The organism is Promicromonospora sp. MEB111 (assembly GCF_030209445.1).
Taxonomy (GTDB): Bacteria; Actinomycetota; Actinomycetes; order Actinomycetales; family Cellulomonadaceae; genus Promicromonospora.
The window spans coordinates 49,615-75,225 of the sequence record NZ_JARVSD010000005.1 but is presented as its reverse complement, the minus strand read 5'-3'; the positions used below and the strand labels follow the sequence as shown (position 1 = coordinate 75,225).

The 25,611-nt window shown below is 69.8% G+C and carries 21 protein-coding genes; 5 read left to right on the top strand and 16 right to left on the bottom strand.

Annotation, left to right across the window (positions count from 1 at the left end):
• Nucleotides 1–6 precede the first annotated feature (6 nt).
• Nucleotides 7–231 carry a YbdD/YjiX family protein gene (locus tag QRN56_RS05350; protein ID WP_285101741.1) on the bottom strand — a complete coding sequence of 75 codons (225 nt, stop codon included), beginning with the start codon at nt 229–231 and terminating at the stop codon, nt 7–9.
• Nucleotides 228–2,411, bottom strand: coding sequence for a carbon starvation CstA family protein (locus QRN56_RS05345; RefSeq protein ID WP_285101740.1), 2,184 nt, complete (start codon nt 2,409–2,411; stop codon nt 228–230). The genes QRN56_RS05350 and QRN56_RS05345 overlap by 4 nt, the downstream gene beginning before the upstream one ends.
• 267 nt (nt 2,412–2,678) lie before the next feature.
• Here QRN56_RS05345 and QRN56_RS05340 point away from each other — a divergent pair, with 267 nt between their 5' ends.
• Nucleotides 2,679–3,497: a CPBP family glutamic-type intramembrane protease gene (locus tag QRN56_RS05340; RefSeq protein WP_285101739.1), complete on the top strand. Its 819-nt coding sequence runs from the start codon at nt 2,679–2,681 to the stop codon at nt 3,495–3,497.
• Between the two features lie 39 nt (nt 3,498–3,536).
• Here the strand turns inward: QRN56_RS05340 and QRN56_RS05335 are convergent, their stop codons facing one another.
• Nucleotides 3,537–4,316 carry a DUF305 domain-containing protein gene (locus QRN56_RS05335; protein WP_285101738.1) on the bottom strand — a complete coding sequence of 260 codons (780 nt, stop codon included), beginning with the start codon at nt 4,314–4,316 and terminating at the stop codon, nt 3,537–3,539.
• A 229-nt stretch (nt 4,317–4,545) separates the two neighbouring features.
• Entirely contained in the window at nt 4,546–5,886 is a 1,341-nt protein-coding gene (locus tag QRN56_RS05330; RefSeq protein ID WP_285101736.1) for an LVIVD repeat-containing protein, read from the bottom strand.
• Nucleotides 5,887–6,209: 323 nt separating this feature from the next.
• Here QRN56_RS05330 and QRN56_RS05325 point away from each other — a divergent pair, with 323 nt between their 5' ends.
• Nucleotides 6,210–6,926: a DUF305 domain-containing protein gene (locus QRN56_RS05325; protein ID WP_285101734.1), complete on the top strand. Its 717-nt coding sequence runs from the start codon at nt 6,210–6,212 to the stop codon at nt 6,924–6,926.
• 103 nt (nt 6,927–7,029) lie between these two features.
• On the opposite strand, the gene QRN56_RS05320 is transcribed toward QRN56_RS05325, so the two are convergent.
• The 5 genes from QRN56_RS05320 to QRN56_RS05300 form a co-directional block, all read right to left on the bottom strand.
• On the bottom strand, nt 7,030–9,489 hold the full coding sequence (locus tag QRN56_RS05320; protein ID WP_285101733.1) for a YhgE/Pip domain-containing protein: 2,460 nt from the start codon (nt 9,487–9,489) through the stop codon (nt 7,030–7,032).
• A 278-nt stretch (nt 9,490–9,767) separates the two neighbouring features.
• Nucleotides 9,768–10,922, bottom strand: a complete 1,155-nt coding sequence (locus tag QRN56_RS05315; RefSeq protein WP_285101732.1) for an ROK family transcriptional regulator — start codon at nt 10,920–10,922, stop codon at nt 9,768–9,770.
• 52 nt (nt 10,923–10,974) lie between these two features.
• Nucleotides 10,975–11,841, bottom strand: a complete 867-nt coding sequence (locus QRN56_RS05310; protein ID WP_285101731.1) for a carbohydrate ABC transporter permease — start codon at nt 11,839–11,841, stop codon at nt 10,975–10,977.
• Complete coding sequence (locus tag QRN56_RS05305) at nt 11,838–12,770, bottom strand: carbohydrate ABC transporter permease (RefSeq protein WP_285101730.1); 933 nt, start codon at nt 12,768–12,770, stop codon at nt 11,838–11,840. Before QRN56_RS05305 ends, QRN56_RS05310 begins: the two co-directional genes overlap by 4 nt.
• Nucleotides 12,771–12,789: 19 nt before the next feature.
• Nucleotides 12,790–14,202 (bottom strand): ABC transporter substrate-binding protein, encoded by a 1,413-nt coding sequence (locus QRN56_RS05300; RefSeq protein ID WP_285101729.1) that lies wholly within the window; start codon nt 14,200–14,202, stop codon nt 12,790–12,792.
• A gap of 60 nt (nt 14,203–14,262) precedes the next feature.
• Here QRN56_RS05300 and QRN56_RS05295 point away from each other — a divergent pair, with 60 nt between their 5' ends.
• Nucleotides 14,263–15,678, top strand: a complete 1,416-nt coding sequence (locus QRN56_RS05295) for an MGH1-like glycoside hydrolase domain-containing protein (RefSeq protein ID WP_285101728.1) — start codon at nt 14,263–14,265, stop codon at nt 15,676–15,678.
• Nucleotides 15,679–15,715: 37 nt separating this feature from the next.
• On the opposite strand, the gene QRN56_RS05290 is transcribed toward QRN56_RS05295, so the two are convergent.
• From QRN56_RS05290 to QRN56_RS05260, 7 genes are all read right to left on the bottom strand, one after another.
• Nucleotides 15,716–16,135 carry a hypothetical protein gene (locus tag QRN56_RS05290; protein ID WP_285101726.1) on the bottom strand — a complete coding sequence of 140 codons (420 nt, stop codon included), beginning with the start codon at nt 16,133–16,135 and terminating at the stop codon, nt 15,716–15,718.
• Nucleotides 16,136–16,297: 162 nt separating this feature from the next.
• Nucleotides 16,298–16,747, bottom strand: coding sequence for a 50S ribosomal protein L9 (gene rplI, locus QRN56_RS05285; protein WP_182620110.1), 450 nt, complete (start codon nt 16,745–16,747; stop codon nt 16,298–16,300).
• A 17-nt stretch (nt 16,748–16,764) separates the two neighbouring features.
• A complete protein-coding gene (gene rpsR, locus QRN56_RS05280) occupies nt 16,765–17,001 on the bottom strand; it encodes a 30S ribosomal protein S18 (protein ID WP_020013532.1) in 237 nt (78 codons plus the stop codon).
• Nucleotides 17,002–17,079: 78 nt separating this feature from the next.
• On the bottom strand, nt 17,080–17,625 hold the full coding sequence (locus tag QRN56_RS05275; RefSeq protein ID WP_036964287.1) for a single-stranded DNA-binding protein: 546 nt from the start codon (nt 17,623–17,625) through the stop codon (nt 17,080–17,082).
• Nucleotides 17,626–17,735: 110 nt separating this feature from the next.
• Complete coding sequence (rpsF, locus tag QRN56_RS05270; protein ID WP_285101724.1) at nt 17,736–18,026, bottom strand: 30S ribosomal protein S6; 291 nt, start codon at nt 18,024–18,026, stop codon at nt 17,736–17,738.
• A gap of 241 nt (nt 18,027–18,267) precedes the next feature.
• Complete coding sequence (locus tag QRN56_RS05265; protein ID WP_285101723.1) at nt 18,268–20,823, bottom strand: transglycosylase domain-containing protein; 2,556 nt, start codon at nt 20,821–20,823, stop codon at nt 18,268–18,270.
• Between the two features lie 204 nt (nt 20,824–21,027).
• Complete coding sequence (locus tag QRN56_RS05260) at nt 21,028–23,409, bottom strand: transglycosylase domain-containing protein (protein WP_285101722.1); 2,382 nt, start codon at nt 23,407–23,409, stop codon at nt 21,028–21,030.
• Between the two features lie 451 nt (nt 23,410–23,860).
• On the opposite strand from QRN56_RS05260, the gene QRN56_RS05255 reads away from it, so the two are divergent.
• Nucleotides 23,861–24,508 (top strand): PadR family transcriptional regulator, encoded by a 648-nt coding sequence (locus QRN56_RS05255; protein ID WP_285101721.1) that lies wholly within the window; start codon nt 23,861–23,863, stop codon nt 24,506–24,508.
• Nucleotides 24,505–25,596 carry an inositol-3-phosphate synthase gene (locus QRN56_RS05250; protein WP_285101719.1) on the top strand — a complete coding sequence of 364 codons (1,092 nt, stop codon included), beginning with the start codon at nt 24,505–24,507 and terminating at the stop codon, nt 25,594–25,596. Before QRN56_RS05255 ends, QRN56_RS05250 begins: the two co-directional genes overlap by 4 nt.
• Nucleotides 25,597–25,611 lie beyond the last annotated feature (15 nt).

The following is a 25,611-nucleotide window of genomic DNA, read 5'->3' as shown; positions in this document are numbered from 1 at the left end:
CGCGGGTCAGCAGCAGCGGGCGCCCGGGTTCGCGTCCTGGGCCGCGTACCGGTCCCGCCAGAACTCACCGACGGTCGGCACCGCGGCGTCCGGGTGGGCGCGGCGCAGGTGCGCCACGTACCGCTGGTAGTCGCTCTCGCCCAGCACCCCGGTGACGTACCAGGTCAGGGCGCGCCAGCCCCGGCGCACGACGTCGAACGGCCCGGGGGTCCGTGCCACGAGCGCACTCATGCGTGCGTCCCCGTCCTGATCTTGTCCGGGTTGGCCTCGTAGTAGGCGGTCCACTGGGCCGCCACCTCCTTCTCGGCATCGGTCGTGACGAGACCCGACGGGGCGAAGGTGGCCGACTCGGCGTCGGGCTCCTCCGTCGTCGGCAGACCGCCCGCGCGGATCGCCTTGACGCAGACCCACAGCGCCACGAGCGCGACGATCAGCACGAGCAGCGCGAACACGATCGACAGGGTGCCCTGCAGGAACGTGTTGCGGATGACGGCGTCCATCGCCGCGGGGTCGGCGGCGGTGCCGAACGACGTCTCGCCGGCGTCCCGCGCCTCGCGGAACGCGTTGTGCTGCGCCCAGTACCCCAGGCTCGGCTCGGGCGAGAAGATCTTCTGGTACGACGCCGTCATGGTCACCGCGAGGTCCCACACCAGCGGGACCGCCGGGATCCACGCCCACTTGAGATAGCCCTTCTTGACCACGACGACCGTGACCAGGGCGAGCGCCATCGCGGCGAGGAGCTGGTTGGCGATGCCGAACAGCGGGAACAGCGTGTTGATGCCGCCCAGCGGGTCGGTCACGCCCATCAGCAGGATGGCGCCCCACAGGCCGCACACGACGATCGAGCAGATCCACGCGCCCACGCGCCACGACGGGTCGCGGAACTTCTTGAGCGGACCGCCGAGGTTGCCGAGCGTGTCGGACAGCATGAAGCGGGCGACGCGCGTGCCGGCGTCGACCGTGGTGAGGATGAACAGCGCCTCGAACATGATCGCGAAGTGGTACCAGAACGCCGTCATCGCGGAGCCACCGAGGAACGAGCCCAGGATCTGGGACATGCCGAAGGCGAGGGTGGGCGCGCCGCCGGTGCGCGAGACGATCGACTCCTCGCCCACCGAGTCCGCGGCGCCCTGGATGTCGGCCGCCGTGGCGGGCGGGCCGGCGAGGCCGAGCCCGTTCACGTAGTCCGCCGCCGTGCCGGGCTCGCCGCCCGTGAGCGTGGCCGGGGCGTTCATCGTGAAGTACAGGTGCTGGTCGATCGAGATGGCCGTGACCAGCGCCATGATGGCCACGAACGACTCTGTGAGCATGCCGCCGTAGCCGATGAGCCGCAGCTGGCTCTCCTTCTCGACCAGCTTGGGGCTGGTGCCGGACGAGATCAGCGCGTGGAACCCGGACAGCGCACCGCAGGCGATGGTGATGAACAGGAACGGGAACAGCGACCCCGCGAACGCCGGGCCGTTGCCCTCGATGGCGAAGCTCGACACGGCGGGGGCCTGCACGGCGGGCTGGGCGACGATGACGCCCACGGCCAGCAGGACGATCGTGCCCACCTTCATGAACGTGGACAGGTAGTCGCGCGGCGCGAGCAGCAGCCAGACGGGCAGCACCGAGGCAAGGAACCCGTAGCCGACGATGAGCCAGGCGACGGTCACCTTGTCGAGCGTGAACGTCTCGGCACCCCAGGTGGTGTCCGCCACCCAGCCGCCCGCGACGATCGCGAGCACCAGCAGCACCACGCCGATGACCGACACCTCGGACACCCGTCCCGGACGGATGTACCGCAGGTAGACGCCCATGAAGAGGGCGATCGGGATGGTCATGCCCACCGAGAACACGCCCCACGGCGACTCGGCCAGGGCGTTGACCACCACGAGGGCGAGGACGGCCAGGATGATGATCATGATGACGAACACGCCGATCAGGCCGGCGGCGCCGCCGACCGAGCCCATCTCGTCGCGGATCATCTGGCCGAGCGAGCGGCCGCGGCGGCGGGTGGACAGCCACAGGACGAGGTAGTCCTGCACGCAGCCGGCCAGCACGGCGCCGATGATGATCCACAGGGTGCCCGGCAGGTAGCCCATCTGGGCGGCGAGCACGGGGCCGACCAGCGGGCCGGCGCCCGCGATGGCCGCGAAGTGGTGGCCGAACAGGACGCGGCGGTCGGTCGGGGCGTAGTCGCGGCCGTTCTCGTGCTCCTCGCCCGGCGTCGCGCGGTCGTCCCGCGGGCGGACGACCTTGTACTCGATCAGGCGGGCGTAGAAGCGGTAGGCGATGACGTAGGTGCCCACCGCGGCGACCACGAAGTACGCGCCGTTGACCGACTCGCCGCGGACGAACGCGACCAGGGCCCACGCGATGGCGGTGACGAGCCCGATCGCGGCGAAGATGAGCTTCTTGCTGGTGGTCATGGGCCTGCGGTCGATGACCGCGACCGGGGGAAGGTCCGGATTGTTCCGAACGAGCTCAACGTGCTCGGGTGAGCGCACGACGGCCTCCTTGCCGGGGTGGCCGGCCCGTGGCGGGCCGGATGCTGGGTGAATCCTGACTACCCGCAGACTCTAGTTCTCCGGTAACACGAGAAACCAGGCCCGATCCCCGGGACTCGACGTGTCAGACGTACAGATCCCTCCCGTGACCTGTACATCTGACACGTGAGGTGTGGGAGTCTCGTCCCCGTGACCCTCACCCTGCCCGCGCCGCTGGCCGGCCCGGCACGCCTCACGGCCGCCTTCCTCGTGTCGGCGTCCGCGATCCTGCTGTTCGCGATCCACGTCCGGCCGATCGCGTACCTGCCGCTGGTGCTGGGTATCGCGCTGGGCCTGTGGGCCGACCGGGCGCTGGGCCGCGACCTGGCGCTGATCGGCGTGGGCATGGGGATCATCTCGCTGATCTCGCTGAAGGCCGACCTGTCCGACGCCGGGATGCTGCGCTTCACGCTCGCGCTCGGCGGGTCGGTGCTGGTGCCCTGGGCGCTGTCCCGGTTCGTGTTCAAGCAGGACACGATCCGTTTCCCCGTGGCGACCGGGCAGCGCTGGACCCGCGGACAGTGGATCTACCTCGCCCTCGTGGTGATCATCGGATACCTCCTGCTGCCGTTCTACTTTCTGGGGTCCGGCGCGTACCTGAACTGGCCCGACCTGGACGGGACGCAGGACATCTGGCGGCTGTTCGTGGGCGTGAACGCCGTGGGCATCTGGGACGAGCTGTTCTTCATCTGCGTCGTGTTCGCCCTGTACTGCAAGCACTTCCCGATGTGGGTGGCCAACGTGCTGCAGTCGATGATCTTCGTGTCGTTCCTGTGGGAGCTCGGCTACCGCGAGTGGGGGCCGCTGCTCACCGTGCCGTTCGCCCTGGTCCAGGGCTGGATCTTCGCGAAGTTCAAGTCGCTCAGCTATGTGGTGGCGGTGCACCTGCTGTTCGACGCCGTGGTGTTCGCCGTCCTGGTGCACGGGCACCACCCGGAGCTGTTCGACATCTTCGTCACGGCGCCCTGACGGGGGCGGCGCGCCCCGAGGGCGCGCCCGCCGTCACACCTAGTTCGTCTGGTCGTTCGTGGAGCCCGGCCCGCCGACGGCGGCCAGCAGGTCGCGGACGTCCTCGACCTCGACCCGGATCGCGTCGGCCTCGGACTGCGCCAGCGCCTTGGCCTCGGCGTCCGTGCCGCCCTCGATCTCCTTGTCGGCCGGCTGCAGCCCGCCGTAGTGGTGCTCGACCAGCGCGGCCAGCAGCGCGATGTCGAACTCCGAGCCCTTCAGACCGGCCATGGCGTCGATCTGCTCGTCGGTGAGCATGCCGTGGTTCCCGCCCTCGTGGGAGTGGGCGGTCGTACCCGCCCGGGGCCCGCTGCCGTCGTCGGGCACCTCGGTCGTCAGGCCGCCCTCGGCGAGCGCGAGCGCCTCCCGGCCCGCGGCGGGGACCGGGATGTCCCGCGCCTCCAGCCAGGCGGCGAGCTCGTCGACCCGGCCCGCCGACGCCTCGCCGACCTCCACGGCCAGGGCGAGCACGTCGTCGTCGGTGGAGCGTCCCGGCGCGAGGGCCGCGAGCTGCACGGCCTGCGCGTTGTGCTCGATCGCCACGGCGGCGTAGCCGGAGTCGGCCTCCGAGTACCCGGCCGCCTCCTGCTTGGCCGGGACCAGCACGCCGAGCCAGAGCAGCAGCGCCAGCACCACGGCGAGGCCGCCGGCAAGGACGGCGCCCATGATCCGCAGTCGCCGTCCGAGCCCGTAGGCGGACGGCGCGGTCGTGGGCTCGTGCTCAGGCACCTCGCCCGACGGCGGGGTGGCCTCCTCGGTCGTCGAGTCCTGGGGCGTCATGTCCGGGAGGTTCCCACACAAAGCACCGTCCGCGCCATCACGGAAAACCCTGATGCGGTGTGCTCAACGCAATGGGGTGACCAGGTACTCCTCTTCGAGGCCGGGGTTTCTCCGCTTTGCGGCCGCTCAAAGCGAAGCAACCCCGGCCTCGAAGAAGATGCCGAGGCCCACCGGCAGCGGACTGCCGATGGGCCTCGGGTGTCAGACGTCGTAGGACGCTCGGAACGGGTCAGTGCCCGAACGGCTCCTGCATCTGCGGGTTGAGCGACTTCTGCTTGACCCGCTCGGCCCTGCCGTCGATCGAGTCGTCGATGTCGAACGTGTCGAAACCGATGCCGAGGTCGTTCGAGTACGCGTAGCCGTTGTAGTAGTACGTGGACCACGTACCGCCGCTGCTCACGCCCTCGCCGCGGTCGAACCAGGCGAGCTCACGCGGGTTGTCCGAGTCCGTGAAGTCGTACACCGAGACGCCACCCTGGTACCAGGACTGGACCATGATGTCCTTGCCCTTGACCGGGATCAGTGAGCCGTTGTGCGCCACACAGTTCTCGTTGGCGGTGTTGATCCGGGGGATCTTGTAGTACGACGCGAACTCGAGCTCCTTCTTGCCGTGGCGCCCGCGCTCGATGTCGTAGATGCCGTTGGCGCCCAGCTCCGGCGCGTAGGCGCCGGTGCAGGTGGCGAGACCGCCACCGCCGAGCTCGTCGGTGAAGACGACCTTGGTCGCGTCGTTGTTGAACGTGGCCGAGTGCCAGAACGCGAAGTTCTCCGTGTCGCGCACCTGGCTGATCACGCGGGGACGCTCACGGTCCTTGATGTCCAGCAGGATGCCGTCACCCATGCACGCACCGGCGGCCAGGTCGTACTTGGCGTAGGTGGTGATGTCGTGGCAGCCGCTCGTGGTGGAGGCGCTGCGGCTGGGGTCACCCTCGTAGCCGCCGTCCGGGAACAGCACGGGCGTGGAGACGAGCGTCGCGGCCGTCGGGTGCTTCACCGGGATCTTCACGATCGAGATGAAGTCGTGCGGCGGCTGGCAGTCCGGGAACGTCGCGTTGGGCGAGTAGGACGACACGTAGGCGTAGAGGTCCTTGCCGTTCTTGGACGGCGCAAGCGAGTGCGTGTGCGAACCGCACTCGGTCTCGACCGACTTGATGTACTCCGGGGCGAGCGGGTTCGAGATGTCCCAGATCTTGATGCCCTCCCAGGCCGCCTTCTCGGTGGCGGGGAGCGACGTCGAGGCACACGAGTCGTCGCTGCGCGACGAGTCCGTGGACAGCACCAGGATGTCCTTGTAGACCGAGATGTCGTTCTGCGAGCCCGGGCAGTAGACCTGCACGACCTGCTCCGGGTTCTCCTTGTCGGAGAGGTCGTACACGGTGAAGCCGTCGTAGTTGCCGGCGAACGCGTACTTGCCCTGGAACGCGATGTCCGAGCCGGTGCCCTGGAGGGCGCCGTTCTTGGGCTGGTTGCTCAGGTGGGTCATGTTCTCGGACGCGGACTCGCCCGGGGGTACGTCCGGAGCTGCGACGTCCGCGGCAACAGGCGCCGCGAAGGCCGTAGCCGCGATCATCGCTGCCAGGGCGGCGCCGGCGGCGCCCCGCACACGAGGTCGGGTAAAGGTTGGACGACGCACGGGCGTCACACCTCCTAGGTCGGTTGAGGGCAGTGTTGCTCACAGGGACCTCTCAGAACCAGGAGTTTCGGGATCTTTAACATGGTGGTGACAAACCGTCACCTAGTGCTGCGGAAGCGACATCCGGCGATGGTGTTCCCACGTCACAGCACCTTGATAGATTCCGGCGTCAGCGTCGTCCATGGTTTGTCGCGACCCGGAGCAGGGGAGCCGATGACCGCTCGATGACGCGGACTTCAGCCCGTACGAGAGGATCGCCCGTGAAGACGCTGACAGGTGCCGGACGACGAGCCCGCGCCCGGACGGCAGTGATCGGCCTGGCCGTGCTCGCGCCGACCCTCGTGCTGTCGGCCTGCGGCCCGGACGAGGAGCCGGAGGCGGTCTCGACGCCGAGCTCGGTGGTCGTGCAGCCGGGCAAGCCCGGGGAGCCCGCGCAGACCATCGCGCCCGAGGACTACGAGGGAGCGCCGAACGCGGAGGCGCCCTTCTCGAAGGCGGACGCCGAGTTCCTGACCGACATGATCTGGCACCACGGGCAGGCGATCGAGATGTCGGTGCTCGCGCCGGAGCGTGCCGAGTCCGAGCAGCTCAAGACGTTCGCGAGCCGGATCGACGTCGTGCAGGCCAGCGAGATCGACCTCATGTCCGGCTGGCTGGAGGAGAACGACTACCCCGTGCCCGTGACCGCGGAGGGCGGTGACGGCTCGGGTCCGCGAGCGCCGGAGCACGGGCACGACGCCGACATGCCCGGCATGCTGACCGACGCCGAGATGGCGAAGATCGAGGACGCGTCCGGGGCCGAGTTCGACCGGCTGTACCTGGAGGGCATGATCAAGCACCACGAGGGTGCGCTCGCCATGTGCAAGGACGTCGCCGGAGCGGGCAGCGAGGAGCGGGTGCTGGAGCTGGCGAACAACATCGCCGCGGACCAGATGGCGGAGATCGACCGCCTGGACCAGATGCTCGCCGACCTGTGACAGCCGGCCACTGACATGAGGATCGCCGGGAACGGAGCAGGTGCTCCGTTCCCGGCGATCGAGGGTGGCCGGCGGCGGCCCCACCAGGCCGCCGCCGGCCACGTCAGGCGCGGCGCCGACCCAGCAGGATCAGGCCCGCGACGGCGGCCAGCACACCGAGCGCCGCGAAGATGACGACGCCGATGCCGAGGGCGCCTGCCGGCGAACCGTCGACTCTGGTGCGGAGCTCGCCGGTGCCGTCGGAAAGCTGTTTCGTCCCGGACGCCACGTCGGACGTACCGGCCGCGAGCTTCGCGGAACCGTCGGCGAGCTGCTGCGTGCCGTCGGCCAGGGTGACCGCGCCGGCGGCCAGCGTCTGGGTGCCCTCGTCCAGGGCACCCGTGCCCTGGACGAGTGTGCGGGTGCCCACCCGGGCGTCCTTCAGCCCGTCGCGCACCTTGACCGACCCGTCGGCCAGCTTCTGCGACTTCTCGACCTTCGGGACGACGCGGTCGCGCACCTGGATGATGCCGTCAACGAGGCGTCCGGAGCCGTCGTACAGCTGCCCGACCCCAGAGACGAGGGCCGGCGTCTGGCCCGCGAGCTCGGCGTTGCCGTCGGCTACCTGCGTGGCACCAGAGAGCAGGGCGGGCAGGCCACCCTTGAGCTGACCGGTACCGGCGGCGAGCTCGGCGTTGCCGTCGGCGACCCGGGTGGCACCGGACAGGAGCGCGGGAAGGCCGCCCTTGAGCCGGCTCGTGCCGGCCGCCAGCTCAACGTTGCCGCCCGCTACCTGCGTCGCACCTGAAAGCAGTGCAGGCAGGCCGTTCTTCAGCTGCCCCGTACCGGCTGCCAAAGTCGCATTGCCATCGGCCACGCGGGTCGCACCATCGAGCAGCGCAGGCAGACCGTCCTTGAGCGCACCAGCGCCGGTCGCCAGCGTCGCGCTGCCGACCGCGGTTCGCTGGGCGCCCTCAACGAGCTCCGAGCTGCCCGCATAGGCCGACCCGACACCGCCCACGTACCGCTCGATCCCAGGAGCGAGTTCCCCGAGACCCGCACTCAGCGACGCGCTGCCGACCTTCAGCTGCTCCGAGCCTGCTGCGAGGTCGTTGGCTCCGGCCGCCAGCGGGTCCAGCCCTGCCGCTACCTGGTTGACACCGCCAGATACCTGCGCGGATGCCTTGGCCACTCCTGCTGCTCCGTCGGAGACCTCCGAAGCCCCTCCCGACAAGGTGCCGAGCGAGGACGCGAGACTGACGGCACCGCCGTGGGCCCGTTTCGCGCCGGCACTGACCTGCCCCGCGCCAGTTGCCAGGTCGCCCGACGACGCGGCCAGCGCCTGAAGCTGAGCCTTCAATGTCGGATCGTCGGTCGCGGCGGCGAGTTGGGTCAACTTCTCCTGGAGGGCGCGGTTGCCGCCCTCAACACTGTCGGCCCCGGCGACGACGCCGCCGATTCCTGCGGCCAACGTGTCCGCACCACTCTTTGCGGCAACGGCGCCCTCGGCCACCGACCCAGCGCCTGAGGACACGCGCTCAGCGCCTGCCGCCGTGTCCCCGGCACCCTTGACGAGGGCCGGCGCACTGGCCTTGAGCTGGTCAAGGCCGCCAGCGATCTGGTCAGCGCCACCATCCAGGGTGGCGGCACCCTGTGCGAGAGCACTGGCGCCAGCCTGGAGCGAGTTGGTGCCACCAAGGATCGCGTCGCTGCTGGCAGCAAGTGTCGAGAGCCCCGAGTTGAGCCGTGCGGTGCCGCCGTATACCTGGGCGGAACCGTCCGCGAGCTGGTTCGCGCCGTCGGCCAGCTCAGGTGCCTTGTTGCTCAGCTGCACCACACCGGCCTGCAGGTCCCCGGAACCGAGAGCCAGCTGACGGGCACCCGCATCCAGCGGGGTCACACCGTCGCTGACCGTGACCACCCCTGCCTTGACCAGCAGCGATCCAGAAGCCAGCTTTCGCGCACCTACGTCGAGCGAGCCGACGCCCCCGCTGACCGTTGCGACACCGACCTGCACCTGCCCAGCACCGGCGGCCAGCTGACGCGCGCCCGCGTCCAGCGGGGATACGCCATCGCTGACCTTCACGACGCCCGCCTGGACCAGGGCGGAACCTCCGGCGAGCCGCTCCGCGCCGTCGGCCAGCTCGGGAGCCTTGGTGTTCAGGGTCCCGAGGCCGGCGTTCAGCTTCGTGGAACCAGCGGTGAGCTGCAGCGACGCGTCTGCCAGGTCGGCGACGTCCTCCGCCGTCTCGGCCGTGCCGTCGGCGATCTTCTTGGACCCGTCGTGCAGCTTGATCACACCGGCACGCAGCTCCGCGGCCCCGGCGTCGAGCTCCGAGGTTCCGTCCGCGAGCTTCTCCGTACCCGGTACCACGTCGTTCTGCACACCGTTGTTGAGCTCGGTAGCCCCTGCGCTGAGATCGCCGACGCCCGAGACCAGGTCGGCCTGGACGCCGTCGTTCAGCTCGCCCGCGCCGTCGGCCAACCGGTTCGCGCCGTCCGCGACCTGCCCCTGGAAGAGGAGCATGAAGGCCGTGACGACGATCGCGCCGACGAGCAGCAGCGCGACGCCGAGCGCGGTCAAGATCGTTGGACCTAAGCCTGATCGTGGTTTCGGTGATGCATGAAGCTGCGTCATCGGTTCGCCTCTCGTTCTGCGGGCTTCGTCGCCCCGCGGAAGTTGTCGGACCGGCGCCCCTGCCCGCCGGGCTCGCCGTCGTTGGCGAGCACGAAGCCCGTTGTGGTGGGCGTCTGCGCAGAAGTTACCTGGGGGTATGGCCCCGCGGAACGCTTTTACTGATCACAACTCAGTAAAGGAGCGAAGATCACCCGCTCGCGCGAAACGGTTCTACTGACCCGGAGTCAGCCCAGCCGGGCGTCCACGGCCTCGGCCGAGAAGCGGTCGTCGATCGCGACCCTGGCCAGCCCGACGAGCACCGCCTCCGGCCCGAGCGCGGCGGCCCGGATCCGCAGGCGCGCGGTCGCCCGGGGCTGTGCGCCCGCGTACACGCCCGCGCGGATCCCCGCGATCATGGTGGGCACCGCGAGCTCGCCGGCCACGACGAGGTCGGCGGGGTTGAGCACCCCGACCACGACCGCCAGCACGCGCCCGACGAGTGCGGCTGCGCGTTCGAGCTCGGCCGTCACGAGAGCGTCCCCGTGCTCGGCGAGCGCGCGCAGCTCGGTCAGCGAACCGACGTCGGATCCCGCCTCGCCGAGGCGGCGCAGCAGCGCCGTGCCGCCCGCCTCCGCGGCGAGGCAGCCCCGCCGGCCGCAGCGGCAGACGGCGTCGCCGCCCACGTCGACGTGCCCGATGTCGCCCGCCCCGCCGTCGGTCCCGCGGTAGGTGCGCCCGTCGATGACGAGGCCCGCCCCGAGGAACCGGGACACCTTGACCAGCACGAACGGCTCGGGCCTGCCGTCGCCCCCCGCACCGAGCTCGGTGAACTCGCCGTACGCCATCGCGTCGGCGTCGTTCTCGAGGTGTACCGGCACGTCGAACCGGGCGCGCACGGTCTCGACGACCGGCCACGCACCCCAGCCCGGCATCACCGGCGGATCGGACAGGCGGTGGTCGTGCGGGTCGACGGGGCCGGGAACCGACAACGCGACCCCGCCGACGGCGGCGGGCTTGATCCCGGCGTCCGCCAGCAGATCGTCGAAACCGTCCAGGAGCTGCGGCAGCACCGCCTCCGGCCCCGCCGCGACGTCCACGACGAGCGGCATCCGGGCCAGCAGCGTCCCGTGCGGGTCCACGACCGCAAGCACCGCCGCGTCAAGCTCCAGCGCCGCCACCAGTACCAACGAGTCCGTCGGGTCGAACACGAACCGCTCCGAGCGCCGTCCGCCCGTCGCCCCCGCGTCGCCCGCCGCGTGGACGATCCCCGCGGCCACCAGGGCGTCCATCCGCTGCGCCACGGTGACACGGGACAGCCCCGTCGCCTCCAGGACCTGGATACGCGTCGTCGCCCGTCCGCTCCGGATGAGCTGCAGGATCTCGCCCGCGCCTGCTGCCACGTCGTTCCTCAGTTCTTCTCGGGCCGTCCGGCCCTCGTCGTTCCCGGGCCGATCAGCCCTTGTCGGCCCCCGCGGTCAGTCCCTCGGTGAGGGCACGCTCGGCCACTCCATACAGAATCACGATCGGCACGGTGAGGAGCACGCTGCCCGCCATGAGAACCGTCTTCGACACCTCCTGACCGTCGGCGAGGCGGGTCAGCCCGAGCGACACGGTCCACAGGTCCTGCTTGGCGGACAGGAACAGCAGCGCGAACAGGAACTCGTTCCACGCGATCATGAACGAGTACAGCGCCGTAGACATGATGGTCGGCATCGCGAGCGGCACTGTGATGCGGGTCATGATCTGGAACCGGGAGGCGCCGTCGATCACCGCGGCCTCGTCGATCGACTCGGGGATGCCTGCGAGGTAGTTGCGCAGCATGTGCACCGAGACGGGCACGGTCAGCGCCACGTACGCGATCACCAGCCCCACCAGGGACGACCCGAGCCCCAGCACCTGGAACCCGACGAACACCGGCACCGCGATGATGATGGTCGGGAACAGGTAGACGGCCAGGAAGAGCCACGAGACCTGCGAGCGCCCGGCGAACCGCAGGCGCGTCAGCGCGTACGACGCCGGCACCACGAGCGCGACCGTCAGCGCCGACGCCGCGACCGCGACGACCGCGGAGTTGCGCATGAACCGCGCGAACCCGTACCCGCCGTCCTCCTCGGAGGCCAGCACGGCGCGGTAGGTCTCGGTGGTGATCCGGTCGAGCTGCGGCAGCACCCGCAACGGGTCGCGCAGCAGGTCGTCGATGCGCACGAAGCTCAGGCTCAGCATGTAGACGAACGGCAGCACGGTCGCCGCGACGAGGGCCACGATGACGACGACGCGCAGCACCCGCAGCACGCTGCTCTGGACGGACACGGCGCTCATCGGTTCTCCTCCCGCTGCCGGGCCGTGAGCCGCAGGTAGATCGCCAGCGCGACCCCCAGGAACACGGCCATCACCGCGGCGGTCGCGCTGGCGCCGCCGATGTCGCTCGACCCGGTGAGCTGCTCGAACACCCGCACCGAGGCCACCTGCGTGCCCGCGGCGCCGCCCGTGAGCAGGTAGACGTCGTCGAACTCGTTGAAGGCCATGACCATGCGGAACAGCACCAGCAGGGCCACCGTGGGCAACAGCTGCGGCAGCACCACGAACCAGAACTTCTGCAGCGGTGTGGCGCCGTCGACCACGGCTGCCTCCTCGATCTCCTTGCTGAGGCCCGTCAGGGCCGCCCCCAGGAAGAGGAACGCGAACGGGAAGTACCGCCAGATGTCGTAGACGATGACGGTGCCGAGCGCCGTGGGTGCGGCCGAGAGGAAGTTGACCGGGTGCTCCCAGCCGAGCACCTGCGTGCCGAACGCGTTCACCACGCCGTACTGCGGGTTCAGCGCGACCTGCCACACGAACGTGGTGGCCACGACCGGCGCCACGTAGGGGAGCAGCATCACGGCCCGCAGCGGCGCACGGAACCGGAACCTGTCCCGGAACGCGAGCGCCGCCACGAGACCCACGGTGATGGAGCCCACCGTGGTCGCCACCGAGTACTGGACCGTGGTCACCAGCGCCTGCCAGAACGCCGGCGACGTGAGCACGTCGGCGTAGTTGTCGAGCGTGAGCTCGTTGAACAGGCCGTTGCGGGCCACGTCCACGTAGCGCGCGTCCTGGAACGAGAGCACCACCGTCCACACGATGGGGACCACGATGATCGCGGCGACCACCAGCACGACGGGTGCGACGAGCGTGATCCCGTCGCGGCTCTCGCGGCCGCGCAGCTTCGACGTCCTGCGCCGCCCCCTCCGCACACGACCCCTGTCCACGGTCTCTACCCCGGCCCGGTCAGTCGCGGCCGGCGATCTCGGCCACGGCCTCCTGCATCGTCGCCTGCGCCTCGGCGGCGTCGACGCTGCCCGACCCGAGGTCGGCCGCCGCCTTGGCGAGCGGCAGCTCGCTCGTGATCGGACCCAGGATCGCGCCCTGGCCCTGCGGCAGCGCCCAGCGGTCCGCGGACTCGGGGGCGGCGGCCAGGGTGTCGGTCACCTCGGCGGGCCAGACGTCGGAGAACGTCTCCCTGCTGTCGATGCCGATCTCCAGCCCGGACCAGGCGTCGGTGTACTCGGTGGGGCTCTCCGCCGTGCCGGTGCGCACGGGCACCTTGCCCTCAGGCGCCATGGCCAGCCAGTCCTCGTACGCGTCGGACATCATGTACTCCACGAAGTCCGTCGTCTCGGGGTCCGCGCCGTCGGTGATGCCCCAGGACACGAACTCGACGTAGCCGGCCGCGTCCCCGCCGTCGCCGCCCGCGGACGGCCCCTCCACCACGGGCACGACGCCGGTGTTGTCGGCGAGCCAGCCCGGGTCGTCGGCGCACTCGTCGCACGAGGGCGTGAACTCCTCCCGCAGGCCGGCCATCTCGTCCAGCAGGAACGACGACCAGACGGTCATCGCGGCCTGCCCGGCGAAGTACGACGCGCGCGTGGACTCGACACCCTGCGAGCCCTCGGGCGAGAACTCGCTCGCCAGGTCGCCGTACAGCCCGATGGTCTCGGTGCAGGCAGGGCTGTCGAGGGTCGCCTCCCCGGCGTCGTCCACGAGCTCGCAGCCGTTGCCCTGGGCCAGGAACTCCAGCGTCTGCTGGGTGAACGGGTCGGCCGCGTCGGTCGAAAGCGTGATCCCGTACCGCCCGCTGGTCGTGAGCTCCTCGGCGGCCGCGCGCAGGTCGTCGTAGGTGCTGGGCGGCTCCAGGCCCGCCTCCTCGAAGAGGTCGGTGCGGTAGTAGACCATCATCGGCCAGGCGTCCGAGGGGACGGCGAGCAGCTCGTCGCCGTCGCTGGTCAGCTCCAGCGCCTGCGGGGTGAAGGTGTCGGCGCCGAGCGCGTCGACCACCTCGGCGGCGGCGTCCCGGTCGAGGTAGCCGTCCCGGTCGAAGGAGCGGACCAGCCCCGGGCTGATCGCGTTGACCACGTCCGGCATGTCCTCGCCGGAGAGGGCCGCGGCGGACAGGAGCTGCGAGACCTGGTCCTCCTCGACCGGCACCAGGTCCGTCTCCAGGCCGGCCTCCTCGGCCCAGGCGTCCATCGCGGCCTGCTGGATCGCGAGGCGCTCGGGCTGGGTCTCCACCGTCCAGACGGTGATCGTCCCGTCGGACTCGGGACCGCCGCTGCCGCAGGCGGTGAGCGTGAGGATCGCCGCCGCGGCAGTCGACGCCGCGATCGTCAGGCGGGCAGTGGCCGCGCGGTGGTGCCGGAGCATGACTTCTCCTCGTCGTCGAGTGAGTAGATCTGGCACTTATGTCTAGCCTACTGTCGAAAGATGCACAAGGACTTTGAGGAAGATCCCGCCGACGCCGCGGCTCGCGTCCTGGACACCAACTGGACCGGCCGGCACACCGTCCCGGCCACGGGCCTGTACCCCCACCAGTGGAGCTGGGACTCGGCGTTCGTCGCGATCGGCACCCGGCACCGCGCACCGGCGCGCGCCCGGGCGGAGCTGGTCGCGCTCCTCGACGCCCAGTGGCCCGACGGGCGGGTGCCGCAGATCGTGTACGACGTCGAACGCGACGACGACTACGCCCCCGGGGCCGGGTTCTGGGGTGCGGCGACCTCCGGACTCGTGCAGCCGCCGATGCACGCCTGGGCAGCATGGCTGGTGCACTGCGCGGACCCGGCCGGGTCCGCGCGGGAGAACTTCCTCGCACGCGTGTATCCCCGCCTCGCCAGCTGGCACGGGTACCTGCACGGGCCGCGCGCGGGCGGCGTCGGCCTGCCGGTGACCAAGCATCCGTGGGAGACCGGTACGGACAACTCACCCCTGTGGGACGCCGCCCTCGACCGGGTGCCGCCGGAGGCGCGCACCGCCATCCGACGGCCCGACCTGCGGCACGCGGGCGCCGGCGAACGACCGGGCAGCCGCGACTACCGCCGCTACTACCGGCTCGCCGAGGCGTATCGCGACGCCGGCTGCGCCGACGACGTCGCGATCGGGTTCGCCATGGCGTGCCCCCTGTTCAGCACGGTGCTGGCGGTCTCGGAGGTCGCCCTGGCCCGGATGGCGGAGGCGCTGCCCGACGGCGGGCGTGGGGCCGGCGTGGACGAGGGGGGCGCGGCGCACGGGGCGTCCGGCGCACACGAGGCGGCCGCCGCCCGCGTGACCGTCGCCATGGACGAGCACCTCTGGGACGACGACCTGGGACTGTACGTCGCGCTCGACGACACGACGGGGCGGACGGTCCGGCGGGCGACCGTCAACGGCCTGGTCCCGCTGCTTCTCGCCGGCGTTTCGACGCGCACCGGTACCAGCACGACGACAGGTCCAAATGCGGACAAGACGGCGGGCACTGCCGCGGGCGGACGGGCGGGCCTGGCGCCGGGCCGCACCGAGCGGCTGCTCGCGACGCTCGCCGGTCCGGGGTTCCTCGGAGGCGGGCCATACCTCCCGAGCACCTCGCGCGAGGACCCCGCGTTCGACCCCGTCCTGTACTGGCGGGGGCCGGCGTGGTTCAACACGTCGTGGCTGCTCCTGCGCGCCGTGCGGGCTCTGGGCCAGGACGAGCCGGCAGCCCGCCTGCGCAAGCACTTCGCCGTGGCCTCGCCGGAGCAGTTTCCTGAGTACGTGGATCCCGACACGGGAGCCGGCCGCGGGACGCGCCAGTTCTCCTGGACCGCGGCATTGGCCCTGGACGTGCTGCTCTCGGACGAGTCGGCTGTGCTCCCGGGGCCGGGATGCTGATTCGTCGCAGGGGGCACGGCGTCGCCGGACCGCTACCTCACTGGTCGCGGCACGCCTCGGGAATCTCCAGCGAGTCGGGCGAGGCACCTCCGAACGGAGACAGCTCGTAGGTGTGGCACGGCTCGTACCCGCCGGGCGCCTCGACATGGGCGACGATCCGGTACCCCTCGCCGAACTCCCCTCCCCACTCGACCGACAACGTATCGCCGAATATCGCGTCTATCTCCGATCGGTCCAGACGGCCTTGTCCCGCACGTTCCTCCAGCTCGTGCTCGAACGTGTCGACCTGGTGCTCGTAGTACTGCACGTTGACGCCACCGCTGGGGTCCATGAGCCCCGAACCGGGCATGAGGCGTAGGAAGAGAACCACCCCCAGAGCGCTCAGCAGGGCGAGCGAAAGGAGCACCACGATGGCCGATGCAGGCCAGCCGAGTCGTGTTCTGCGGTTGCGCACCACGGCATCACCTTCTCACGCCATCCGGCCACCCTCTCCGCAGGCCAGAACGCCCCGTTCAGATTCGGCACCTATGCAGCGCCGGTCCCCCGACACAGCAGAAGGCCCCGGCTCCCACAGGGGAACCGGGGCCTGCTGACGATCAGGCGATCAGCTGAGCGGAGCTCAGCCGGCGACGACCTGGACGCCGATCTTGGCCGACACCTCGGGGTGCAGGCGGATCGACACGGTGTAGTCACCGGTCGTCTTGATGGACTGACCGATCTCGATCTTGCGCTTGTCGACCGACGGGCCACCGGCAGCGGCGACCGCCCCGGCGATGTCCGCCGTGGTCACCGCGCCGAACAGACGGCCACCGGGGCCGGCGTTCGCCGCGACGACGACCGGCTTCGCGGACAGTGAGGAGGCCAGGGCCTTCGCGTCGTCCAGCGAGGCGATCTCGCGGGTCTTGCGAGCCTTGCGGATCGCGTTGATGTCGGACTCGGCGCCCTTGGTCCACGGGGTCGCCAGCGAACGCGGGATGAGGAAGTTACGGGCGTACCCGTCCTTCACCTCGACCACGTCGCCGGGCTCGCCCAGGCCGGTCACCTCGTGAGTCAGGATCAGCTTTGCCATTGTTCTCGATCCCTTCCTCAGCGAGCCGTCGACGTGTACGGCAGCAGGGCCATCTCGCGGGCGTTCTTCACGGCCTTCGCGATCTGACGCTGCTCCTGGACGGAGACGCCGGTGACGCGACGGGCGCGGATCTTTCCGCGGTCGGAGATGAACTTGCGCAGCAGCGCCGTGTCCTTGTAGTCGATGTTGGCGATCTTCGCGGACTTCAGCGGGTTGATCTTCTTCTTGGGCTTGCGCACCACAGGCTTCGCCATGGTGTTGCTCCTTCGTCAGGTGCTGCTCGCGAGGCCTGGCAGGCCGCGCGAGCAAAAAAGGTGAACTGGGGGTAGCGGTTAGAACGGCGGGTCGTCCGAGAACGAGCCGCCCGACGACGCCGGGCCTGCCGTGGCCCACGGGTCGTCATTGCTCTGACCGCCACCGGAAGAGCTGAATCCTCCACCGGAGCCGCCGCCCTGCTGGCCGCCGCCTCCGTTGTAGCCACCGCCGCCGCCACCGAAGCCGCCGCCACCGGACCGCTGGGCCCGGGTGACCTTGGCCGTGGCGTAGCGCAGGGACGGACCGATCTCGTCCACCTGCAGCTCCACGACGGTGCGCTTCTCGCCCTCACGGGTCTCGTAGGAGCGCTGGACCAGGCGACCCTGCGCGATGACGCGCGTGCCCTTGGTCAGCGACTCCGCGACGCTCTCCGCGGCCTCGCGCCAGATCGAGCAGCGCATGAACAGGGTCTCCCCGTCCTTCCACTCGTTGCTCTGGCGGTCGAAGGTCCGCGGGGTCGACGCCACCGTGAAGTTGGCGACCGCCGCACCGGAAGGGGTGAAGCGCAGCTCAGGGTCCCCGGTCAGGTTCCCGATCACTGTGATGACAGTTTCACCAGCCATGCCAATTCCTCGATTCAGTCGACGTTCCGTACGCGTTGTCCGTGCTCGCGGTGAATGCAACCACGAACCACTGACACTCGCGCGGGCGTAGGAGGTTCAGGTCCGACGACTTACTTGTCGCCGGTGCGCAGGATCTTGGTCCGGAGCACGACCTCGTTGAGGCCGAGCTGGCGGTCCAGCTCCTTGGCGGTGTCCGACGTCGCGGTGAAGTCGACAACGGCGTAGATGCCCTCGGACTTCTTCGAGATGTCGAACGCCAGGCGGCGGCGACCCCAGATGTCCACCTTGTCGACGGATCCACCCTCGGTCGTGATGACCGACAGGTACTTGTCGAGCGACGGGGCAACGGTGCGCTCCTCGACCTCCGGGTCCAGGATCACCATCAGTTCGTACTGACGCATGTGTATACCCACCTCCTCTGGTCTCAGCGGTCACGGTCGTTCCGTGACAGGAGGGTTCACAGCAAGGGCCAAGCCTACCCGCCCTGTGGACAACCGCGGAATCGAGCACGCGAGACCCCTCTCACACCGTCCACGGCACCCATGGCAGCAGAGCCGGGCCAGGCAGGCCCGGGCAGCAGAACGGCCGAGGGGCCGCCTCCCGCAGGAGGCGGCCCCTCGGCCGTGCGTGTCAGAACGACGGTTACGGGCTGCCGTTCCCGTTGCCGTTACCGCCCCCTCCGCCTCCGCCCCCGCCGGTCGGCTCGTCGGTCGGGAGCCCGATGTCGCCCGGACCCGACGAGACGATCACCTGCACCCGCGTCCCCACCGGCACCTGGGTGCCCTCGTTCGGGTTCACGGAGATGACGGTGCCCTGGGCCACGTCCTCGGACGGCTGGTACTCGACCTGTGGATCGAGCCCCGCGGCCCGGAGCTGCCCGCGAGCGTTGTTCTCGTCACCGCCGACCAGGCCGCCCGGCACGGTGACGGTGTCCTCGTCCGGCCCGGTCGAGACCTCGACCCGGATGGTGCTGTCCCGCTTGACCTCCTGGCCCTCCTTCTCCACGGAGAGCACGGTGCCCGGGGGCTGGTCGCTCGGGACCTCGACGAGCTGGGGCCGGACGCCGGCCCCGGAGAGCACCGCGGCGGCCGCCGGGAACTGCTGGCCGACGAGCCCTGTCGGGACCATCACCTTCTCGTTCGGGTCGTCGGACACCGTCGGCGTCGGGGACGGCGTCGGGGTGGGCGAGGGCGGCGGGGCCGGCGGCGTGTACTCCGGGAACTGCTCGACCTCCATCCCCTCGGTCACGACCTTCATGTACTGGGTCCAGGCGGTCACCGGCCACGTACCACCGGTCATGCTGCCGCCGGCCCACTGGCCGAAGGGCGTGATCTCTGCCTGGCCGACGCCGTCCTCCGCCGTCTGGTAGAGACCGACCACCGTGGCGAGCTGCGGGATGTAGCCGGCGAACCACGCCGACTTGTTGCCGTTGGTGGATCCCGTCTTGCCTGCGACGGGGCGCCCGAGCTCCTTGGCGGGCGTACCGGAGCCGCGCTCGACCACCTGTTCCATCGCGTAGGTGGCCTTGGTCATCACCTCGGGGTCGATGGCCTCCGTCGTCTCGCCGCTGAACTCGTAGATGAGCTGCTCGCCGTTCTTCACCGACGTCACCATGTGCGTCTCGTGCCGCGTGCCCTGCGCGGCGAACGTCGCGTACGCGCCCGCCAGGTCGACGGCGTGCACGGTGGACGTGCCCAGCACGTTGGAGAGCTCAGCGTTCGTGGACTTCTCGGGGATGCCGGCCCGGATGGCGACGTCCTGCGACGTCTTCGCCCCGATCTCGACGTTCAGCTGCGCGTACACCGTGTTCACGGAGTCCGCCGTGGCGTCGACCAGGTCGATGTCGCCGTACGACTCACCGCCCGACCCCTCGGGGCCGAAGTTGGTGAGCTCCACCTCTTCCTCGACGCCCGCGTCGTTCTTCACCGACCAGCCCGGGATCTGCATCGGGCTGTTGCCGGTGTAGTACTCGTTGAGCTCGTGGCCCTTCTCGAGCGCGCCGATGAGGGTGAACGGCTTGAACGTGGAGCCGCCCTGCGCCGAGCCGTCGGTCGCAGCGTTGTACTGGACCTCCTCGTAGTTCTTGCCGCCGTAGAGGGCTCGAATGGCACCGTCCTTGGGGTCGATCGACACGATCGACACACCGAGCCGCTTGGACGCGGCACCCTCGCCCTCGTACGGGATGGTCTTCGCCGCGTCGACCGCCGCCTTCTGGAACTTCGAGTTGATGGTGGTGCGGATCTCATAACCGTTGTTCATGAGGTCCTCCTCACCGATGCCCTCGTCGGCGAGCTCCTTGCGCACCTCCTCGAGCAGGTAGCCCACCTGGCCGGCGCGCGAGGCCGGCTTGTACTCGATGGGCTCGGGGAAGGTCGCGGAGTTGCGCTCCTCCTGGGTGATGACGCCCATCTCTGCCATGTTGCGCAGCACGCGGGCCCACTTCTCCTCCGCCACGGCGCGCGACTCCTCGCCGAACCGGGGGTCCCAGTACGACGGCGACGGGATGATGCCCACCAGCATCGCGGTCTCCGAGACGGTGAGCTCGGCCGCGGGCTTGTTGAAGTAGGCCTTCGCCGCGGCCTCGAACCCGTAGGCACCCCGGCCGAGGTAGATGCTGTTGACGTAACCCTCGAGGATCTCGTCCTTCGACTTCTCCTGGTCCACCTTGAGGGCCAGGATGATCTCGCGGAACTTGTCCGCGTAGGACGACTGGCCCGGCTGGAAGTACGTGTTCTCGACGTACTGCTGCGTCAGTGTGGACGCACCCTGCCGGCCGCCACCGGTCACGTTGCTGATGAACGCACGGACGATGCCCAGCGGGTCGACGCCCATGTGGTTCTCGAAGTTCTGGTCCTCGGACGCCAGCACGGCCTGCCCGATGTACGGGGGCAGCTCGTCCAGCGAGCGGATCGTCCGGTCGACCGCCGCGAACCTACCGAGGACCTTGCCGTCCTCGTAGTACACGGTGGTGGTCTCCGAGCCGATCTGCTTGTTCTCGTCCGGTACGGCCCAGCCGATCCACCCGGCGGTGAAGACACCGACACCGAGTGAGACCAGGGTCAGCGCCGTTCCGACGACGACGCGCCACGACGGGATCCATGCGCGCAGACCCGTGCGGTGCGGCCGGGGGTAGTTCCAGATGCCACGCCGGCGTCGGGGCGTCTGCGGCCAGATCGGAGAAGGACTCCAGTTCGCCACGTCTTCCTCGTTCCTCGATTCAGTCCAGTGGGCGCACTGAACCGTCGAAACGATAGAGGATCGATGTTGGCAGCAAGTAGCACAAACGCGGTTTCTCTGTGTACGCCCCGTGTCCGAGACGCAGGTCTCAACGGGCTCTACCAGCGCCTTTCGGGCCTTTTCACCCGGTACTTCACCCGACGCCGGCAGAGCCCGCCTGCCGACCTACCCGAAGATGCCCCCGCCGTCCCCGGACGGGTCGTCGGTCGGGTCGTCGCCCGATCCGGTGGAGATCACGAGGGTCACCTCGCTGCCCTTCGGCACCTCCGAGCCCTCGCCCGGGTCCACCGAGATCACCGAGCCCTCGGGCACGGTGTCCGACGGCGCCTCCTGGATCACCGGCGTGAGCTCCGCGTCCTGGAGCTGCTGCTCGGCGTCGCCCTGCTCCCGGTTGGTCAGGCCCCACGGCACCGTGGTGGTCTCCACCTCGGCCTGGGACCCGTTGGACACCTGGACCTCGATCTCCGAGTTCCGGTCGATCTCCTCACCCGCGTGCTCGACGGCGAGCACCGTGCCCGGGGGCTCGGCGCTGTCCACGTCCACCTGCACGGGCACGAGCTGCAGCCCGCCGAGCACCGCCGCGACGGCCGCGAACTGCTGGCCCACCAGGTTGTCGGGCACCACGACCGTCTCCTCGGGCTCCTCGGAGGGGCTCGTGGACGGCGACGGCGACTCCGACGGTTCGGGGGCCGGCGGGACGTAGTCCGGGAGAGGCTCGACGTCCATGCCCTCGGTGGCCTTCAGCATGTAGGCGGTCCACGCCGTGACCGGCCAGGTACCACCGGTGATCTGCTCGTAGCCGCCGAACGGCTTGATCTGCTCGTACCTGTTCGCGTCGGTGTTGTACTCGTAGAGGCCGACGACGGTGGTGAGCTGCGGCACGAAGCCGGCGAACCACGCCGACATGTTGTCGTTCGAGGAGCCGGTCTTTCCGGCGGCTGGCCGCTCGAGCTCCAGCGCCGGCATGCCGGACCCTTCCTCGACGACCTTGCTCATCGCGTACGTCGCCGCGGCCATGACCTCGGGGTCGAACATCTGCTCGCTGGTGCTCTTCCCCTCGTAGACGAGCTCGTCGCCGTTCTTCACCTCGACCACCATGTGCGGCGTGGTGCGGTAACCCTGGGCGGCGATCGTGGAGTAGGCGTGCGCGAGGTCCACGTTGGTCACGTAGGCGGTGCCGAGCACGTTGGCCAGGTTGCCGCCGATGGCGCAGCAGTCGCGGGTGTCCGGGTCGTCGTCGGCCTGCGGGATGCCGAGGTCGTAGCCGACCTGCGCCGTCGTCTCCGGGCCGATGTCCTTGTTGAGTTGGCCGTAGACCACGTTCACCGAGTTCGCGGTGGCGTCGACCAGGTCGAGGCTGTTCCACGAGTCGTTGTTGAAGTTGTACAGCGGCACGTCGGGGCCGTCCGGCGTCTGCTTCCAGCCCTCGATCACCGTCCCGTCCACCGCGCTGTACCTCTTGTTGAGCTGGAAGCCCTCCGTCAGCGCGCCGATGAGCGTGAACGGCTTGAAGGTCGACGCGCCCTGCGCCTCGAACGTCGCGGCGTTGGTCGGGTAGATCGAGTAGTCCGGGCCGCCGTACATCGCCTTGATCTCGCCCGTCGCCGGGTCGATCGACGTCAGCGACGCGCGGGCGAACTTGCTCGCGTCCTCGGGCAGCTTCATGGTCTCGGCCGCGGCGGCCTGCATCTTGCGGTCGATGGACGTGTGGATCTCGTAGCCCATCTTGGTGAGCTGATCGGCCGCGATGCCCTTCCGGTCGAGCTCGTTGGCCACCTGCTCCAGCAGGTAGGCGGTGCGGTTGTCGCCGGACCCCTGGGTGTACTTGACGAGCTTGGGGTACTCGGCGGCGTTCCGGTCGTCCTGGGTGATGTAACCCTGCTCCACCATCAGGTTGAGCGTGCGCTCCCAGCGCGCCCTCGCCTGCGCCTCGGCGCCCTCGCCCTGCCGCGGGTCCCAGTAGGTCGGGTTCGGGATGATGCCCGCGAGGAACGCGGACTCGGAGATGGTCATCTCCTTGGCCGAGTGCCCGAAGTACGCCTGGGACGCGGCCTCGACGCCGTACGCACCACGCCCCAGGTAGATGGTGTTGACGTATCCCTCCAGCACCTGGTCCTTGGACTGCTGCTGCGTCACCTTGAGGGCGATGATCGCTTCCTTGAGCTTGGTCGAGTAGGTCGCGTACTCCACGCCCACGTAGTAGTTCTCGACGTACTGCTGCGTCAGCGTCGACGCGCCCTGCCGGTCGCCGCCGGTCACGTTGTTGAGCGCCGCACGGACGATGCCCAGGGGGTTGATGCCGATGTGGGTGCGGAAGCTCTGGTCCTCCGACGAGATGATCGCCTGCGTCACCTGGGGCGGGAGGTCGGCCAGCGCCACGATCGTGCGGTCCTGCGCGGCGAATTTCCCGAGCGGCTTGCCGTCGGAGTAGTACACCGTCGTGGTCTCGGAGCGCACCGTGTCCAGCTCGCCGGGGACGGGCACGCTGACCCAGGCAGCCAGCAGGACGCCGGCGACGAGCGACGTACCGGTCAGCAGCGTTCCCACGACGAACCGCCACGACGGGATCCACGCGCGGATCCCGGTGCGGTACGGCCGGGGATAGTTCCAGATCCCCTCCCGGCGCCGGGGTGTCTGCGGCCAGATCGGAGGGGGACTCCAGTTCGACACAACAGCCTCTTCCTCGTTCGGACTCGGGGCCCACCGATGTGCTTTGACGCACCCGCCACGGCGGACCACCCGAAACCATAGGGGATTCACCCTCTAGCGCAGTAGCCGGATCCGTCCACATCCCCCCACGCGGGACATTTCACCGCATGGTCAACCCAGTCCGTCTGCCCTCATTTCACAGTTCCCTCACCTCCGCGATGGAACCCCGGCCGGCCGCGGCGGATTGCGCGCCGACGGCGCCGTGCTTATTCTCTCGATGTATCGACTCGATACATCGTGTCGAAGAAGTTGACCCGGCCCGCCGGGTTCTTCCGGGAAGGAGGTCGCCGTGCGTAGTCGGTCCGACGTGCTGGAGACCGCCGTCCTCGGCCTGCTCAACGAGTCCCCGTTGCACGGCTACGAGCTCCGCAAGCGCCTCAACCTGGTGCTGGGCTCGTTCCGTGCCTTCTCTTACGGCACGCTCTACCCGGCCCTGAAGGGCCTGGTCACGCGGGGTCTGATCGAGACCACCGAGAGCGAACCCACGCCGTCGTCACCCCGCAAGGGGAAGGCCGGGATCCCCGGCCGGACCACCAAGCCCATGCCCCTCGGACGACGTCGTGTGGTCTACGAGCTGACCGCCGAGGGCAAGGAGCACCTCCAGTCCGTCCTGGCCACCGCCGGGCCCGCGGCCTGGGAGGACGACAACTTCGACGTGCGGTTCGCGCTCTTCGGGCAGACCGACGCCGAGACCCGCCTCCGCGTGCTCGAGGGCCGGCGCACCCGGCTGACCGAGCGCCTGGAGGCCTTCCGCGAGTCCACGACGCACCCGCGTTCGAGGCTCGACGAATATGCGCTCGAGCTCCGGCGCTTCGGGCTCGAGAAGGTCGAGCGCGAAGTGCACTGGCTCGACAGCCTCATCTCCACCGAGCGGGGACGCGCCGCGGCGCAGGGCCCCGCACCGCAGCAGGAACAAACGAAGAAGGAGCGAGGATGACCTCCATCCGCGTGGGCATCGTCGGCGTAGGCAACTGCGCCTCGTCCCTGGTCCAGGGCGTGCACTACTACCGTGACGCCGACCCGGCGAGCACCGTCCCGGGCCTCATGCACGTGCAGTTCGGCGACTACCACGTGTCGGACCTCGAGTTCGTCGCGGCGTTCGACGTCGACGCGAAGAAGGTCGGGTTCGACCTGGCCGAGGCCATCAACGCGTCCGAGAACAACACGATCAAGATCGCCGACGTCCCGCCGACCGGCGTGACGGTCCAGCGGGGCCCGACCCTCGACGGTCTCGGCGACTACTACCGCGCCACGATCGACGAGTCCACGAAGGAGGCCGTCGACGTCGTCGCCGCGCTGCGCGCCGCCGAGGTCGACGTGCTCGTCTGCTACCTGCCGGTGGGCTCCGAGGAGGCCGCCAAGTTCTACGCGCAGTGCGCGATCGAGGCCGGCGTCGCGTTCGTGAACGCCCTGCCGGTGTTCATCGCCTCCGACCCGGAGTGGGCCGCCAAGTTCGAGGAGGCCGGCGTGCCGATCGTCGGCGACGACATCAAGTCGCAGGTCGGCGCGACCATCACGCACCGCGTGCTGGCCAAGCTGTTCGAGGAGCGTGGCGTCGTCCTCGACCGCACCTACCAGCTCAACGTGGGCGGCAACATGGACTTCAAGAACATGCTGCAGCGTGACCGGCTGGAGTCGAAGAAGCTGTCCAAGACGCAGGCCGTGACGTCCAACCTCACCGGCCCCCTGGCCGGCAAGAAGGAGGACCGCAACGTCCACATCGGGCCGTCGGACTACGTCGCCTGGCTCGACGACCGCAAGTGGGCGTACGTGCGACTCGAGGGCCGCGCGTTCGGCGAGGTGCCGCTCAGCCTGGAGTACAAGCTCGAGGTGTGGGACTCCCCCAACTCCGCGGGCATCATCATCGACGCGGTGCGGGCGGCCAAGATCGCGAAGGACCGCGGCGTGGGCGGCCCGATCCTGTCGGCGGCGACCTACTTCATGAAGTCCCCGCCCGTGCAGATGGAGGACACCGCGGGGCGGGCGCAGCTGGAGGCCTTCATCCGCGGTGACATCGAGCGCTGACGCGGAGCGCAGCGG

Bases quoted from the DNA above. Each gene is read 5' to 3' on its own strand.
- QRN56_RS05350 (WP_285101741.1), bottom strand. From the start codon at position 231: ATGAGTGCGCTCGTGGCACGGACCCCCGGGCCGTTCGACGTCGTGCGC.
- QRN56_RS05345 (WP_285101740.1), bottom strand. From the start codon at position 2,411: ATGACCACCAGCAAGAAGCTCATCTTCGCCGCGATCGGGCTCGTCACC.
- QRN56_RS05335 (WP_285101738.1), bottom strand. From the start codon at position 4,316: ATGACGCCCCAGGACTCGACGACCGAGGAGGCCACCCCGCCGTCGGGC.
- QRN56_RS05330 (WP_285101736.1), bottom strand. From the start codon at position 5,886: ATGATCGCGGCTACGGCCTTCGCGGCGCCTGTTGCCGCGGACGTCGCA.
- QRN56_RS05310 (WP_285101731.1), bottom strand. From the start codon at position 11,841: ATGAGCGCCGTGTCCGTCCAGAGCAGCGTGCTGCGGGTGCTGCGCGTC.
- QRN56_RS05300 (WP_285101729.1), bottom strand. From the start codon at position 14,202: ATGCTCCGGCACCACCGCGCGGCCACTGCCCGCCTGACGATCGCGGCG.
- QRN56_RS05295 (WP_285101728.1), top strand. From the start codon at position 14,263: ATGCACAAGGACTTTGAGGAAGATCCCGCCGACGCCGCGGCTCGCGTC.
- rplI (WP_182620110.1), bottom strand. From the start codon at position 16,747: ATGGCAAAGCTGATCCTGACTCACGAGGTGACCGGCCTGGGCGAGCCC.
- rpsR (WP_020013532.1), bottom strand. From the start codon at position 17,001: ATGGCGAAGCCTGTGGTGCGCAAGCCCAAGAAGAAGATCAACCCGCTG.
- QRN56_RS05275 (WP_036964287.1), bottom strand. From the start codon at position 17,625: ATGGCTGGTGAAACTGTCATCACAGTGATCGGGAACCTGACCGGGGAC.
- rpsF (WP_285101724.1), bottom strand. From the start codon at position 18,026: ATGCGTCAGTACGAACTGATGGTGATCCTGGACCCGGAGGTCGAGGAG.
- QRN56_RS05250 (WP_285101719.1), top strand. From the start codon at position 24,505: ATGACCTCCATCCGCGTGGGCATCGTCGGCGTAGGCAACTGCGCCTCG.